At 64.1% G+C, this 15,094-nt stretch carries 16 protein-coding genes and 1 pseudogene; 11 read left to right on the forward strand and 6 right to left on the reverse strand.

Translation table 11 applies throughout. From position 1 onward, the window contains the following. Positions 1–166: 166 nt before the first annotated feature. Positions 167–754: a TetR/AcrR family transcriptional regulator gene (locus LPA34_RS25080; protein WP_228983554.1), complete on the reverse strand. Its 588-nt coding sequence runs from the start codon at positions 752–754 to the stop codon at positions 167–169. A 93-nt stretch (positions 755–847) separates the two neighbouring features. Between LPA34_RS25080 and LPA34_RS25085 the strand changes: the two genes are divergently transcribed. The 9 genes from LPA34_RS25085 to LPA34_RS25125 all read left to right on the forward strand — a co-directional run bounded on the left by LPA34_RS25085 (position 848) and on the right by LPA34_RS25125 (position 6,919). Then, positions 848–1,612, forward strand: coding sequence for an SDR family NAD(P)-dependent oxidoreductase (locus tag LPA34_RS25085; RefSeq protein ID WP_228983555.1), 765 nt, complete (start codon positions 848–850; stop codon positions 1,610–1,612). 252 nt (positions 1,613–1,864) lie between these two features. Next, a complete protein-coding gene (locus LPA34_RS25090; RefSeq protein WP_228983558.1) occupies positions 1,865–2,218 on the forward strand; it encodes a YciI family protein in 354 nt (117 codons plus the stop codon). Positions 2,219–2,382: 164 nt separating this feature from the next. Continuing rightward, positions 2,383–2,799 (forward strand): YciI family protein, encoded by a 417-nt coding sequence (locus tag LPA34_RS25095; RefSeq protein WP_228983560.1) that lies wholly within the window; start codon positions 2,383–2,385, stop codon positions 2,797–2,799. A gap of 37 nt (positions 2,800–2,836) precedes the next feature. Then, complete coding sequence (locus LPA34_RS25100; protein ID WP_228983563.1) at positions 2,837–3,244, forward strand: VOC family protein; 408 nt, start codon at positions 2,837–2,839, stop codon at positions 3,242–3,244. Between the two features lie 8 nt (positions 3,245–3,252). Next, positions 3,253–4,533, forward strand: coding sequence for an RNA polymerase sigma factor (locus LPA34_RS25105; RefSeq protein ID WP_228983571.1), 1,281 nt, complete (start codon positions 3,253–3,255; stop codon positions 4,531–4,533). A gap of 90 nt (positions 4,534–4,623) precedes the next feature. Then, a complete protein-coding gene (locus LPA34_RS25110) occupies positions 4,624–5,034 on the forward strand; it encodes a nuclear transport factor 2 family protein (RefSeq protein ID WP_228983573.1) in 411 nt (136 codons plus the stop codon). Positions 5,035–5,130: 96 nt separating this feature from the next. Further along, a complete protein-coding gene (locus LPA34_RS25115; RefSeq protein WP_228983575.1) occupies positions 5,131–6,207 on the forward strand; it encodes an NAD(P)H-dependent flavin oxidoreductase in 1,077 nt (358 codons plus the stop codon). A 98-nt stretch (positions 6,208–6,305) separates the two neighbouring features. Continuing rightward, a complete protein-coding gene (locus tag LPA34_RS25120; RefSeq protein WP_228983577.1) occupies positions 6,306–6,542 on the forward strand; it encodes a type II toxin-antitoxin system Phd/YefM family antitoxin in 237 nt (78 codons plus the stop codon). Then, positions 6,542–6,919, forward strand: a complete 378-nt coding sequence (locus tag LPA34_RS25125; protein ID WP_228983580.1) for a type II toxin-antitoxin system VapC family toxin — start codon at positions 6,542–6,544, stop codon at positions 6,917–6,919. Before LPA34_RS25120 ends, LPA34_RS25125 begins: the two co-directional genes overlap by 1 nt. 95 nt (positions 6,920–7,014) lie before the next feature. Here LPA34_RS25125 and LPA34_RS25130 read toward each other — a convergent pair. Beyond that, positions 7,015–7,426: pseudogene (locus LPA34_RS25130) on the reverse strand (glutathione S-transferase C-terminal domain-containing protein); the annotation flags it as partial. Positions 7,427–7,461: 35 nt separating this feature from the next. On the opposite strand from LPA34_RS25130, the gene LPA34_RS25135 reads away from it, so the two are divergent. Beyond that, positions 7,462–8,661 carry a polyhydroxyalkanoate depolymerase gene (locus tag LPA34_RS25135; RefSeq protein ID WP_228983582.1) on the forward strand — a complete coding sequence of 400 codons (1,200 nt, stop codon included), beginning with the start codon at positions 7,462–7,464 and terminating at the stop codon, positions 8,659–8,661. 101 nt (positions 8,662–8,762) lie between these two features. Here LPA34_RS25135 and LPA34_RS25140 read toward each other — a convergent pair whose 3' ends face one another. Continuing rightward, entirely contained in the window at positions 8,763–9,197 is a 435-nt protein-coding gene (locus LPA34_RS25140; RefSeq protein ID WP_228983584.1) for a cupin domain-containing protein, read from the reverse strand. Positions 9,198–9,557: 360 nt separating this feature from the next. Between LPA34_RS25140 and LPA34_RS25145 the strand changes: the two genes are divergently transcribed. Beyond that, entirely contained in the window at positions 9,558–11,276 is a 1,719-nt protein-coding gene (locus LPA34_RS25145; RefSeq protein ID WP_228983587.1) for a SulP family inorganic anion transporter, read from the forward strand. Positions 11,277–11,342: 66 nt separating this feature from the next. Here the strand turns inward: LPA34_RS25145 and LPA34_RS25150 are convergent, their stop codons facing one another. The 3 genes from LPA34_RS25150 to LPA34_RS25160 form a co-directional block, all read right to left on the reverse strand. Continuing rightward, positions 11,343–12,176 (reverse strand): AraC family transcriptional regulator, encoded by an 834-nt coding sequence (locus LPA34_RS25150; protein WP_228983589.1) that lies wholly within the window; start codon positions 12,174–12,176, stop codon positions 11,343–11,345. A gap of 86 nt (positions 12,177–12,262) precedes the next feature. After that, on the reverse strand, positions 12,263–13,747 hold the full coding sequence (locus tag LPA34_RS25155) for an MFS transporter (RefSeq protein ID WP_228983592.1): 1,485 nt from the start codon (positions 13,745–13,747) through the stop codon (positions 12,263–12,265). 105 nt (positions 13,748–13,852) lie between these two features. After that, positions 13,853–15,070 (reverse strand): dienelactone hydrolase family protein, encoded by a 1,218-nt coding sequence (locus LPA34_RS25160; protein WP_228983593.1) that lies wholly within the window; start codon positions 15,068–15,070, stop codon positions 13,853–13,855. Positions 15,071–15,094 lie beyond the last annotated feature (24 nt).

Raw genomic sequence — 15,094 nt, forward strand, 5'->3', positions numbered from 1 at the left:
CGCTCGGGGGGGGGGGGGGGGGCTAACCGCCCCCGCGCGGGTTTCCCAAACGGCGGGGGGGTTTGCCCCCCCCGGCCTTTCTCACGCATGCACCGCCGGGCGAATCGACGCAGACGCTGATACCGACACCGCCCGGCGCATCTTCAACCGCAACGCGGCCGCCAGTTCAGGCGTCCACCAGCACCTCAATCGCCGCGTCGAGAATTTCCTCCGAGAGCGGATCGCCCTGCGTGGCCCGCGCGAGGATCAGCGCGCCGATCAGCGTCGACACCTGCGCAAGCGCCTGGCGACGTTTTTTCTCCGCGTCGCGCGTGGTGAGCTGGGTTGCCCACATCGCGACCATCTCCTTCAATCCCGCGACGAAACCGCCGCGCACGGGCCCATCCGGCGCCTCCCGCGCGACGTCGCCCGCGAGCGCCGCCGTCGCGCAGCCGAGCCCCGGATTGTCGCGATGCCCGGTGCCCAGATACTGCGTGACGATCGCGGTGCGCGCCGCAAGACGGTCGCCATTGCTCGCCGCGATGTAGTTCGCCCAGATCCGCCGCGTGTCGCCGATCGCGCGCCGGCAGGCAATCGATGCGAGTTCCTCCTTCGACTCGAAGTGCCCGTAGAACCCACCGTGCGTCAGCCCGGCCGCCGCCATCAGATCCGCCACGCTGACGCCGTTCAGCCCGCGCTCCCGGAATAGCTGCGCCGACACGGCCTCGATCCGCTCGCGGTTCCTGTCCGCCTGTTCTCTCGATACGCGAGGCATTTTCGTCGCTCCTCAAAAAATCGCTTGACATCATTTTACATGATGATGGTAATCTATAAATAGATTTCAACCATCATTTATCGGAGTTATCAAATGGACATGCTTCAGGGCAAGATCGCGCTGGTTGTCGGCGGCACATCGGGTATCGGCGCGGCGGCGGCGGCGCTCTTTGCGGCGGAAGGCGCGGAAGTCGTCGTGGTCGGGCGCCGTCAGGCGGAAGGCGACGCAATCGTCGCGCAGATCCGCGAGAAGGGCGGCCGCGCGTCGTTCATCGCGGCGGACGTGGCCGACGGCGCGAGCGTCGCGGCAATGACCGAAGAAGTGATGCGCCGCCACGGCCGCATCGACTGCGCGTTCAACAACTTCGGCATCAGCCCGGGCTTCGGCCCGCTCGCGGAGCAGGACGAAGCTACGTGGGACCGCGTCATCGATATCAACCTGAAGGGCGGCTTTCACGTCCTGAAGACGCAGTTGCCGATCATGGCGCGTCAAGGTAGTGGCTCGATCGTGTTCACGTCGTCGGTGCTGGCAGAAGTGTTCGTTCCGGGCGCCGCGATCTACAGCGCGAGCAAGGGCGGATTGACTTCGCTTGCGCGCTCGGCTGCCATCGAAGTGGCTTCGAAGGGCGTGCGCGTGAACGTCGTGAGCCCGGCCATCACACGTACGCCGATGACCGCAGGATCGTTCGTGAAAAACGCGAACGGCGAGAGCGAACATCCATACACGGCGATGCATCCACTCGGCCGCGTCGCGGAACCGGAGGAAGTGGCACAGGCTGCGCTCTTCCTGCTGTCGGACCGCGCGTCGTTCATTACCGGCCAGGTGCTGAGCGTCGACGGCGGGTTGACGTCGCAGTAAGCGATAAGCCGTATGTTTGAACCCCGCCAGCGTGATCGTCCGTTCAGGGCGCGGCCATCGGGCCGCCACGTTAGCGGGGCACTCCCTTCACTCATTTCTCAAGAGCGGGCATCCGCGGCGCAGCACTGAAATCGTGCCCGACACTTTTGCGCGCATCCCCTTCGCTTGCTAGACTGCCTTCGCACATCGTCCGCGCAACGCGTTGCCGGACACGTCGACGCATACCGCGTCGCACGAATCCGCGGAGGCGCCATGTCTTACATGCTGCTCATCGTCGAGCCCGTCGAACAGCGCGGCGAGCGCACGCTCGAACAGGGTCACGACGTCTACGACCAGATGCTGCGTTTCGCTGAAAACCTCAAATCGCGCGGCGTCCTGCGCGGCGTCGAATCGCTCAATTCACCGGCGAAAGGCGCGCGCGTTCAGGTGCGTAACGGCCGGAGCAAGGTCATCGACGGTCCGTTCGCCGAGGCAAAGGAAATGATCGGCGGCTTTTTCATCGTCGACTGCGAGACGCTGCAGGAAGCTGTCGCGATCGCCGAAGAATGCCCGGCGGCGTCCTGGTGCACCATCGAAGTCCGCAAGGTCGGCCCCTGCTGGGACTGAGCCTTCACGCGCCACGCCTGGTCACGTTCATCCACGCTGCTCCCCACCAGGGGAATTCCCTGGCGCGAACCGTTCTGTGTCGATCCTGCCCCACGTGGTTCGTCGTACATGCAGAAGCCGGAAAAACGACGGCTTTCCCGTCAGACCAACCAGGAGAAACGGCGATGCGATTCATGATCATAGTGAAGGCAACCGCGGTATCGGAAGCCGGCGTCATGCCCGATGACGACAGCGTGATGAACGCCATGGAGACCTATCACGAAGAACTCGCGAAGGCAGGCGTCCTGCTCGACGCGAACGGTCTGCGGCCGACGTCGAAGGGCTGGCGCATCAGCTACGCGGGCGGCCGGCGCACCGTGATCGACGGACCGTTCGCGGAGACGAAAGAACTGATCGCCGGCTACACGCTCATCCAGGTGCGTTCGCGCGAGGAAGCGGTGGAATGGGCGCGTCGTTTCCCCGCACCGTTCGGCGAAAACACCGACGGCGAGATCGAGGTACGCGAGCTTTACGAGCCGGAAGACTTCGAACCGGGCGGCGTGCTCGCGCGCACGCACAAACCGCAGGCCGCAAGCCAGTAGCGGCGTATCCAGAACACGCCATCCGAAGGGATCGATCATGCACAAACAGATCTATGTGAACCTGCCCGTCGACGACCTGCCGAAGTCGATCGCGTTTTTCAGGGCGCTGGGCTTGAGCTTCAATCCGCAGTTCACGAACGATTCGGGGGCCTGCCTCGAAATCGGCGAAAACATCTACGCGATGCTGCTCGTCAAACCGTTCTTCAAGGGCTTCACGGGCAAGCCGGTCGCCGACGCGAAAGCGACGACCGAATGCCTGCTGTGCCTTTCGTGCGAAAGCCGCGCGGAAGTCGACGCGCTCGTCGCGAAGGCCGTGTCGGCGGGCGGCACCGCGCCGCGTGCGCCGACAGACCACGGTTTCATGTACGGCCACGGCTTCGAGGACCTCGACGGCCACATCTGGGAGCTGGTGCACATGGACCCGAACGCGGCAGGCGCATCCTGAGGCCGGTCGTGACGCCGGCTGACACGCATCGGGCCATCGAGGCAGTCTGGCGGATCGAATCCGCCAAGGTCATCGCTTACGTCGCGCGCATGGTGCGCGATGTGGGCCGCGCCGAAGAGCTCGCGCAGGACGCGCTCATCGCCGCGCTCGAACACTGGCCCGAGGCGGGCGTGCCGGCGAACCCGGGAGCCTGGCTGATGGCGACTGCGAAAAACCGCGCGCTCGACTGGCTGCGCCAGCAGGCGCTGCACGCACGCAAGCACGAGGAACTCGGGCGCGAGATGGACGCGCTCGAGACGCACATCGTGCCGGATTTCGTCGACGGGCTCGATGCCGCGCGCGAGGACGACATCGGCGACGACCTGCTGCGGCTCGTCTTCACGGCGTGCCATCCGGTGCTGTCGACTGAAGCGCGCGTGGCGCTGACGCTGCGCCTGCTCGGCGGCCTGACGACCGATGAAATCGCACGCGGCTTCCTCGTGCCCGAGCCGACGATCGCGCAGCGGATCGTGCGCGCGAAGCGCACGCTCGCGGCGGCGCATGTGCCGTTCGAAGTGCCGCAGGCCGACGCGCGCGCCGCGCGGCTCGGCTCGGTGCTCGAAGTGATCTACCTGATTTTCAACGAGGGCTATTCGGCGACGGCCGGCGATCACTGGACGCGCCCGGCGCTTATCGACGAAGCGCTGCGGCTTGGCCGCGTGCTCGAAGGCCTGACACCCGACGAGAGCGAAGTGCACGGCCTCGTCGCGCTGATGGAGATCCAGGCGTCGCGCACGCATGCGCGTACGGATGCGGCGGGCCGTCCCGTGCTGCTGCCCGATCAGGACCGGAGCCGCTGGGACCCGCTGCTGATCCGTCGCGGGCTGGCGGCGCTCGACCGGGCGCTCTCGCTTGGCGGCGCGCGCGGGCCTTACACGTTGCAGGCCGCGCTCGCCGCGTGTCACGCGCGCGCCCGGACGGCGGCCGAAACCGACTGGACGCAGATCGTCGCGCTGTACGACATGCTCGCGGAGGTCGCGCCGACGCCCGTGGTCGAGCTGAACCGCGCGGTCGCGGTCGGCATGGCGTTCGGCCCGCAGGAGGCGCTGCCGCTCGTCGATGCGCTAGCCGAAGAGGGCGCGCTCGCGAACTATCACTGGCTGCCCAGCGTGCGCGGCGATCTGCTTGCGAAGCTGGGCCGCGAGGATGAGGCGCGTGCCGAGTTCGAACGCGCCGCCGCGATGACGCGCAACGCGCGCGAGCGCGAACTGCTGCTCGAACGCGCGGCGCACATGCGCGGGCGCAACTGAACCGCCGCCCGCAACCGCACCGGTCACCGCCCGCTGCGCGCATCCGCTGTACCGTGCATACTCTGAAAGACCGCTGCCGGAGTTTCTGCCATGACGCGCGCTGCCTGCGAACCCGCCCGCACCACCGACCCGGACCTCGTCGCGATCCGTGACGAACTGGCGAGCCGTGAACCGATCTTCCATCGTCCGGAGTGGGGAACGACCCGGGCGGATTTCGACCGGATGCTGGCCGGCTGTTTCTGGGAAACCGGCGCGTCCGGCCGGCGCTACAGCCGTGCGTTCGTGCTCGACGAACTGGAACGCCGCTACGCGTCACCCCCGCTCGACGACGACTGGGAAAGCTGCGACTTCCACTGCCAGCGTCTTGCCGGCGACATCTATCTGCTGACCTATTCGCTGCGCCAGGGCGCGCGGGAAACGCGCCGCTCGACGATCTGGCAGCGCACCGGGTCAGACTGGAAGATCGTCTTCCATCAGGGGACGATCGTTCAGGACGCTTGATTGGCTTCGCCTTGTCGGCGCTTATCCCGCCCGACCCGGCAGAAAGCGGCCGCGCGCTGACGCAGCGATAATACAAGCCAGTCAAAGGAGCCGATCATGAATCCGTCGAACACATCCACACCGCTGCTGGCGCAACTCGGTATCAGCCTGCCGGTGATCCAGGCGCCGATGGCGGGCACCAGCACGCCGGCACTGGCCGCGGCGGTGTCGAACGCAGGCGGGCTCGGCTCGCTGGGCATGGGCGCGACAACGGTTGAAGGTGCGCGCGCGATGATTCGCGAAACGCGCGCGCTGACCAGCAAGCCGTTCAACGTCAATCTGTTCGTGCATGCCCCCGCAACCGCCGACTCAGCCCGCGAGGCGCGCTGGCTCGCGTATCTGGCGCCGGAATTCGCCCGCTTCGGCGCTGAGCCGCCCGCTGCGTTGCGTGAGATCTACAAGAGTTCGGCCGACGACGACGCGATGCTGGCGATGCTCGTCGAAGAGCGGCCGGCCGTGGTGAGTTTCCACTTTGGTCTGCCGAAGCCGCACATCGTGAAAGGCCTGCACGACGCGGGCATCGTGTTGCTGGCGAGCGCGACGAGCCTCGACGAAGCGATGCAGATCGAACGCGCCGGCATCGATGCGATCGTCGCGCAAGGGATCGAGGCCGGCGGCCATCGCGGCGTGTTCGACCCGCGACAGCCCGACGAAGCGCTCGGCACGCTCGCGCTGGTGCGCGTGCTCGTCAGGCATACGCGTCTGCCCGTGATTGCATCGGGCGGCATCATGGACGGCGCGGGCATCGCGGCCGTACTCGCGCTCGGCGCGCAGGCGGCGCAACTCGGCACGGCCTTTGTCGCAGCGCCGGAATCCGCTGCCGATGCGGCCTATCGCGCGGCCATCGCGAATCCCGCGGTGCGAACCACGTTGATCACGTCGATTTCGGGCCGACCCGCGCGCGGTGTCGACAATCGTCTTGCGGAACTGGGGCGCGCGCCGGACCGTCCGCCGTTTCCCGATTATCCGATTGCCTATGACGCCGGCAAGGCGCTGCATGCCGCGGCCAAAGCGCAGGGCAATTACGACTACGCGCCGCAATGGGCGGGTCAGGCGGTGCGGCTCTCACGCGCGCTGCCAGCCGCCGAACTGGTGGCCACGCTGATGCGCGAGGTCGCGCAAGCAGCTTCGTAGGCGCCGGCTGGCTCTTTTGAATTCATCGATATACACCCGAAATCGTTGACCGGTGGATCGAAGTGGACTAATATGGACTTAGTCCATTAGGAGCAGTTATGCAGACCGTCAATATTCACGAAGCGAAAACACAGTTTTCGCGTCTGGTCGACGCCGCAGCCGGCGGCGAAGAAATTGTGATTGCAAAGGCAGGCAAACCAGCCGCGCGACTTGTGCCGATGGAGCGTGCCAGGGTGACACGCCGGTTTGGTGGCTTGAAAGGCAAGGTTCGTATCGCGGAAGACTTCGATGCGCCGCTGCCCGATGATGTGATCGCAGCATTCGAGGGCCGCTAATGCGTCTGCTTCTTGACACGCACATTTTCCTCTGGTCGGTTACGGACGACCGCAAGCTGACCAAAGCTGCCCGAAAACTAATATTGGATGCCGACGATGTTTTCGTCAGTAGTGCGAGTGTTTGGGAAGCGTCGATCAAAGCAGGGCTTGGAAAGCTCGACGTGGATGTGAACCTGCTGGTGTCCGAGATTGAAGCGAGCGGCTTTTCGGAATTGCCGGTGCGGGCGGTTCACGCGGCGATGGTTCGCGATCTGCCTGACCTTCATCGCGATCCGTTCGACCGGCTTCTCGTCGCACAGGCTCTGTCAGAACCGTTACGGTTGGTGACTTCAGACGGCCATCTGTCGAAGTACACCGATCTGGTTATCACCGTGTAGGAAAAGCGTTATGAATGCGGTGATGGTCGAGTGCACAAAGCGCGAGGTCGCGCAAGCAGCTTCGCAGGCGCCTGCCAGCGCGCTGACTCTGCCTGGAACTCGACGTCCAGTTCGTCGATTTCCTCGACTTCTTTCTGCGCGTCGGCGATCCATTCCTGCATCTCGGGCAGCGCGAGTATTGCCTGCCCGTACGCAACGATGTCCGGATCGAGCTTCACGTCGTAGGTGACGAAGCGTGTCACGACCGGCGCGTACATCGCGTCGGCGGCTGTCGGCTTTGCGCCGAACAGAAACGGGCCGCCGTATTGCCCGAGACACTCGCGCCAGATCGTGACGATCCGTTCGATATCGGATTGCGCGCGCGCCGGGGTCGTCGATCGGCATCACGGTTTCTTCGAACGGCAGCCCGCTCAGCTTCGCAAGCAACCAGCCGCGCAACGACCACGACGAATAGTTCTTGCTGCTGATGGTGAGCGTGGTACCCGCGTTACCCGTGGTATTCGCCATACGTATCTCCTCGCCGACGCGCGCTTCTGTCCGCCATGCACGGTATCGAGGTGGATGGCAAAACGATCAATGTAATTGAGGAAGTGACTGTCGCGACGCCGTTCTGCTCGCTGCTGCACTTTCGCAAGGATCACGCGCCCGCACTGCCGCAACCCCGCGTGCTGGTGATCGCACCGATGTCGGGACATTTTGCGACGCTGCTGCGCGGCACGGTCCACACGATGCTGTCCGAGCACGACGTCTACATCACCGACTGGCACAACCCGCGTGATGTGCCGCTTTCGCAGGGCCGCTTTGGCTTCGACGAGTTCGTGCAGACAGTGATCGACTTCACGGAAGCTGTCGGCGAGGGCGTGCATCTGCTGGCCGTGTGCCAGCCGACGGTTGCGGCACTTGCCGCCGTCGCGCTGATGGCCGTCGACAACAACCCGGCACAGCCCGCCAGCATGACGTTGACGGCAGGTCCGATCGATACGCGGATCAACCCGACGCGCGTGAACGAGCTTGCCAAAAGCAAACCGATTGAATGGTTCGAGCAGAACCTGATCAGCGCGGTGCCGTTTGGCTTCGCGGGCGCGAGCCGCCGCGTTTATCCCGGTTTCGTGCAACTGGGCGCGTTCATGTCGATGAATCTTCAGCGGCATATGGATTCGTTCGCGACGATGCACTTCGAGCGCGCGAAAGGCGATACGAAGAAAGCCGATGCCATCCAGATTTTCTACGAAGAGTATTTCGCCACGATGGATCTGACGGCCGATTTCTATCTGGAAACCGTCGATACCGTGTTCCAGAAACACGCGTTGCCGCTGCACACGCTGGAAGTGCGCGGAAGGCGGGTCGATCCTTCGGCGATACGCCGCACGGCGCTGATGACAGTCGAAGGGGAAAAGGACGATATCTGCGCTGTGGGCCAGACGCTTGCCGCGCAGGATCTGTGCGACAAGCTGCGCCCGTATCTGAAAACGCATCACGTGCAGACGGGCGTTGGGCACTACGGCGTCTTCAACGGCCGACGCTGGGAGCGACACATTTATCCGCGCGTACGCAGCATGATTCAGGACAACGAGCCGCGTGCGGCTGTCGTGAGCCCGCGCGCGCAACCGATCCAGCTGGCGGCTTCGTCGCCCGTGAATCCGCCGCCGGGATCGGTGCCCGCCGCACCCGCGACGGATGAAGAAGCGAGCGTCGTCACGAACGTCGTGCCGTTAAGGCGCAATCCGGCTTTGTCGCGTTAGGCCGTATCAGGCGCCGGACATCCGGCGCTTCTCTTTCGCGCGGATTCAGGCCACCGCCCGCGCGCGGCGTTTGAACCCATGCGCCCGGGCTTGCAATATGGTTACGTCACTTCACTTTTCCACGGCGTGACGGCGGGGACTTCACATGGTCCTTCAGAGTCGATCGACCTGAAATCCGCAGGCGAGACGATCTCCATGTACTCCATGTCTTCGGAGTAATCGAACAGGTAATGGACGATGCCCGGTGCCTGATGCACGCAATCGCCGGCGGCGACGAGCGTTTCCCTGTCGCCGTACATGAAGCGCGCCCAGCCCTTCAGCATGATCACGATATGGAAATCCGCCTCGTGCCGGTGCCAGCCAGTGCCTTCTTCCGGCGCCATGTTCGCCTTGACGAGCTGCGCGAGCACCTTGCCGCCCGTCGCCTTCGCGATGCCGAGATCGCGATACAGAAAGAAGTCGCGCAAGCCCTGATCTTCCCAGGCGGTGTCCTGCGGACGAACATGCGAAAACCCAGTGGCAAGTCCGGTAGTCATCAGCGCGCTCCAGAATGATGAACGGTTCAGGGAAAACGACACACGGGTCGTCTTTCCAGGCATCAAACATTCCAGGCGCGATGCGGTTGCAGCCTTACGCGGCCCGACAGTCGCGCGTCTCTTTCGGTCATCGTCGGGTTCACATGAATACGGCGGACGGCAAGTGCAACGCGGTGCGCGTTTGCCCAATCGTGTGACGCAGCGCACGGGTCCAGTGCAGGCAGGCGACCTTTCAATCCCTGTATTTCAGATCCGGCACACATGAAGCGATTCCAGTGCTCAGGGCGTTCAGCGCTTGCCATCACCCGCCCGCTGCGGGCACGATGCGGGGACAAAACTCACATAGACATGGAATCGAGCATGGGCGATTCAAATAAAAGCCTGCCGGCACGCCTGAGCCTCTTAAAAGGCATTCTCCCGGTCAACCGGGCTGCGGCATTGCGCGATGCACTCGCCGGCATATCACTCGCGTCGGTGGATATTCCCCAGGTGCTCGGTTATGCACGTATTGCCGGCATGCCCACCGTGACGGGGCTGTACACCGCTTTCCTGCCGCTTGTCGCGTTTGCGCTGTTCGGCGCGTCGCGTCATCTCGTGGTGGCGGCAGACTCGGCAACCGCCACCATCCTCGCCAGCAGGGTTTCGACGATGGCGCCGACGGGGAGCGTTGAATACGTCGCGTTGGCGGGTATGGTCGCGCTCCAGACCGCGGCGCTTCTACTGCTTGCCCGCATCTTCAAGCTTGGATTTCTCGCTGACTTCCTGTCGCGTACCGTGCTGGTCGGTTTTCTGGCAGGTGTGGGTGCGCAAGTGTCGATTGCCATGTTCGGCGACATGCTGGGTATGCCGGTGCCCATCCCTTCGTCGCGAAGTCTCGCGCAACTGACGTACGTCGCCGGGCATCTCGCGCACGCAAATCTGCCGACGTTTGCGCTCACGGTGCTGGTGGTGGGGGTCATCCTTGGCTTCAGGCGTTTTCTGCCGCGTGCGCCGATGGCGCTGGTTGCCGTGGTGGGCAGCATCGCCGCGAGCAAGGCCTTCGACTTCGCCGCTCACGGCATTTCAGTGCTTGGGCCGATCAATGGCGGCCTGCCGCCGCTACGCTTCCCGGCCGTCACGTGGCAACAGTTTCTCGATCTCATGCCGGTGGCGGCATCATGCTTCGTGATGATCATCGCGCAAAGCGCTGCGGCGGCGCGCGTGTTCGCCCAGCAGTATCACGAAGAAGTCGACACCAACGCCGACATCCTCGGACTGGCCGCGGCGAACGCGGCTGCCGCGTTCAGCGGTACTTTCGTGGTAAACGGCAGCCCTACGCAGACAGCCATGGCCGAACGCGCGGGCACGCGCAGCCAGATCGGGCAGCTCTCGTTTGCCGCGGTGGTGGTCATGGTGCTGCTGTTCCTGAGTCCCTCGCTGCAATACCTGCCGCATTGTGTGCTGGCGGGTATCGTGTTCACGATCGCACTCGGGCTCATCAACGTGCAAAGTCTGAAAGCGATCCGCCGCGAGAGCCCGGGTGAATTCACACTGGCTCTCGTAACGGCCGCTGCCGTCGTGCTGCTGGGCGTCGAGCACGGCATTTTGCTTGCGGTGGCACTGTCGCTGATGCGGCACGTGCGGCATAGCTACCATCCACATACGATGGTGCTGGAGCCCGCCGCCCCAGCAGGACGATGGCTGCCCGTGCCCGCACGACCCGGCACCATGACGGCGCCGGGCCTCATCGTGTACCGCTTTGGCTCGGACCTGTTCTTCGCCAATGACCACTTCTTCACACTCGAAGTCACCCAGCTCATTGATTCGGCGCCGGATGTGTTGCGCTGGTTCGTTGTCGATGCGGGAGCGATTACCGATCTCGACTACTCCGCCGCCCGCACCCTGAGCGATCTGATCCAGAACCTGCACGAGCGCAAGATCGCAGTGATTTTCGGACGGGTGAACCGCTATCTGCGCGCCGATATGGACCGGCACGACATCACGCAGACCATCGGCGCGTCGAACATTTTCGCAACGATGCACGAAGCGCTCGCGGCCGCAGGCGTGAACCCGGCTGCACATGAGACCGGCATGCTGTAGGCGGTATGCGGCAAAGCATTCCGGAGCGGCGCGCCAGCCGGCGATTCACGTCCTTTATCAACCGGATCAGGACTTCAGTGGAATCCAGAGTTCGACGCCGCCCATGCCGGTCGTCGGATTGAACCGTTCGCTATAGCGTTCGAACACGGGCGCATCGGCGATTTCGTGTCCCGACTCCGGCAACCACTTGTTCCAGATGGTGTTCCACGTGCGGCGAATCGCCGAGATGTGGTCACGGTGTTCGAATATGGCGTAACGCTGTTCGCCAATCCGCACGCGCGCCAGATCGGCGGGCAACGCTGAAAAATCCGCGACTTCGACGCCGCACAGATAGTCGAAATTGCCGGCGTCGTCGTTGTTGAAGCACACGCCGTACGCGACCTGTCCAACCTGCCCGGGTATCTTGCCGATGGACGGGCCGAACCGCTGCCACTGCGCGGGAATGCCATCGTTGCGTTCGTAGTGGTAACGCCCGCTCAGGCCCGCGACAAGCAATGGCTTGCCGGTTTCGATGCGCGGCGGTGCGAGGTCTTCGAGAAAGGATTCGTCCATTTTGAGGGGCTCCACGAGTTCGATGTTGCACACGGTGCCGTGCGCACGGACCGCTTCGGGCGTGACGCCGAACTGGTCGCGAAACGCGCGGGTGAATGCCTCATGAGAGCCGTAGCCCGCCTCGACGGCCACCGCCAGGATATCGGGCGCGCCGTCCGCAAGCGCGCGGGCCGCATCGGAAAGACGGCGGCTGCGCACATAGCGCATCACCGTGCGGCCCGTCGCCGCTTCGAACGCACGCGACAGATGAAAGCGCGAAACGCAGCCGCACGTCGCGATATCGTCGAGCGTGATATCGCTTGCGTAGTGACTTTCGATAAACCAGAGCGCTTTTCCGACGGGGTTCATGCCAGCTCTCATATCAGCACGGAACCAGCATAGCCGTGACGAATGCGGCGCATTTGATCGCGATTGCGCATCGGTATTGCGGCGTCTCAGCCGTTACCGGCGGCCGCCTTGTTGCTGGAGCGTTTCGGCGCATCGTGCGCGCTTTGTGCTTCGCCATGCGCGGAAGGCGCGCGGGCACGCAGGAACGCTGCGCCGAGCAGACCCGCGAGCGCCGCGAAAATCGCACCGCACATGAACGCCACGTGATACCCCGCGTTCAGCGCGACCGGCGTGGCCGCGCCACGCGCGAGCAGTTCACCCGTGCGCGCAGCGGCAAGGCTCGCGAGAATCGCGAGGCCGAGTGCGCCGCCCATCATGAACGCCGTGTTGACGATGCCCGATGCGAGGCCGGAATCCTCCGGCTTCACGTCGCTCATTGCGGCAAGCAGCAGCGGATTGAACGCGATGCCTGCGCCGAAGCCGAGCAGCAACATGCCGGGCAGCACGTCGAGCGCGAAGTGACCGTCGACCGGCGCGCGCGCAAAAAGCGCGAGTCCGCAGGCCGCGATCAGAAGACCCGCCGCCAGTGGCAGACGCAGGCCGAATCGCATCACAAGCCGCGCGGAAAGCCCCAGCGAGAAGAACGCCATGATCAGGTTCGCGGGCAGAAACGCGAGGCCGACCTGCATCGGCGGATAACCGAGCACCCGCTGCAGATAGAGCGCGGAGATGAAGAACCACGCGAACATCGCGGCTGCCCACAGCATGCCGACTACGTTCGCCGTCGCGACGTTACGCAGCGTGAAGAGCCCAGGCGGCATCAGTGGATGACGCACGCGCGATTCGATCCACAAAAAGAGCGCAAGCAGCGCGATGGCGAGGGCAAGCAGGCCGGACGCCGTCAGGGACATCCAGCCGGCCTCGTTGCCGTTGACGATCGCATAGACCGCCAGCATCAACGAAGCGGTGACGCTGGCCGCGCCGGCTACGTCGAGCCGGCCGGTTTGCTGCTGGCCGCGTCCCGCCGGAAGCAGCGCGAGACTGAGGCCATAGACCGCGATGCCGATCGGCAGATTGACGAGAAAGATCCAGTGCCAGCTCAGCACATTGGTAAGCAGGCCGCCGAGCAGTACGCCGATGCTGCCACCGCCTGCGCACACGAAACCGTACACGCCCATCGCTTTCGCGCGTTCGCCGGTTTCGGTGAACAGATTCATGATGAGCGACAGCGAAACAGCCGAGACCACAGCGCCGCCCAGGCCCTGCACGGCGCGCGCGCAGACAAGCAGCACCTGTGTGGTCGATACGCCGCACGCGAGCGACGCCACGGTAAACAGCGCAATACCGGCAAGGAACAGCCGGCGGTGCCCGAACAGGTCGCCGAGGCGACCGCCCAGCAGCAGGAAGCCGCCGAACGCCAGCATGTACGCGTTGACGACCCACACCAGCGAGGTTTCAGAAAAGCCGAGGTCGGCGGCGATCGAGGGCAGCGCGACGTTCACGATGGTCGTATCGAGGACGATCATCAGCACGCCCATGCAAAGCACGAGCAGCGCAAGCCAGCGTTTGTTGCCTTCGATGTGATGCGTCATGCGTACGTTCCTGTTACGTTTGCCGCGCGTGAACAGAGAAGGACCTGACCCTTACCCTTGTCGATCTGCTTCGATCAGACTCGAAGTGTAGTACGTGAACCGCGCTTAAGCGTTGCTGCCCATCAGGCCGTTCGAAGGCAAGGTTTCGTCGAGCAGTTTCTTCGCGCTTTCGATGCCGGCCACCGGCAGGCCCGCCGGATTCAGCAGGCCGATCTGCACGAGTACCGACGCCTGGTCCCAGTAGATGTGCTCGTTATAGAGCTTGTCGCCGCGAAAGCATACGACGGCCAGCATCGGCACCTCGAAGTATTTGCCTGTGGGTGCGACGCCTGGCAGTATCCAGTCGATCTCGCGCGAATGTGTGCAGCTAAAGATGAATTCGTCGACGATGCGATCGGCGCCGATGGTCCGCGATATCGGGATCAGCTTTGTGTCGTCCGGGTTCGAGTTGACGAAGTGGTTCGTATAGAAGCGCTTCAGGTTGTCATGGCCGACGCCGCCCGTCATCGTTGGAACGTGGTTGACGTACGGATCGGCGACCATCGTCGGCATGACGGCGTCGACGTCGCGTGTGGCGAACTCGAAGTAGCAGTGCTGTTCCCACAACGCGTTCAGGTCGTACACCGGCCCAAGCACCTTGCGCAGCAGCGCGAGCGTGCGCGAATACGCCATCATGGTTGCGGGCTTGTCGTAGTGCGCGCGCCCCGGTGTCGCGAACGCGTGATCGCAGCCGGCATAGACATACTGCTCGATATGCGGCTGTTTGCTCAACGCAGCGCTGACGCGGGCACGTATATCCGGCGGGCACATTGCGTCGAGTTCGGGGAAGTGGAACACCATCGGACAGCGGATGGCCGCCACTTCGTCGAGATACTGCTCAAGTCCGACGCCGTAATAGCTCACCGCGCAATCCACATCTGTACGCGTGGCGGCCAGCAGCGCCAGCCTGCCGCCAAGGCAGTAGCCGATCGTGCCCACCTTGCCCGCCTGCCCGGGCAGGCCGCGCAACGCAGTGACAGTCGCCGCGATGTCCTTGCAGGCAAGATCGATATCGAAACGCGCCAGATACTGCATCGCTTCCTTGACGTCGGCCTCGCCATAACCGAGTACGACGCCTGGTTTCATGCGCCAGAAAAGATCCGGCACCATCACGACGTAGCCTTCCTCGGCGTAACGGTCAGCCATCGACTTCAGATAGCTGTTGATGCCGAAAATTTCCTGCAGCAATACAAGACCAGGACCCGATCCCTGCGCGGGACGGGCGATATACGCGCTAAAACGGCCGCCATCGTGGGCGGTGATTTCGATGAATGAACCTGCCATGTCGGAGCACTCCAGCAGAAACGA

It is taken from the genome of Paraburkholderia gardini (genome assembly GCF_907164575.1).
Classification (GTDB): domain Bacteria; phylum Pseudomonadota; class Gammaproteobacteria; order Burkholderiales; family Burkholderiaceae; genus Paraburkholderia; species Paraburkholderia gardini.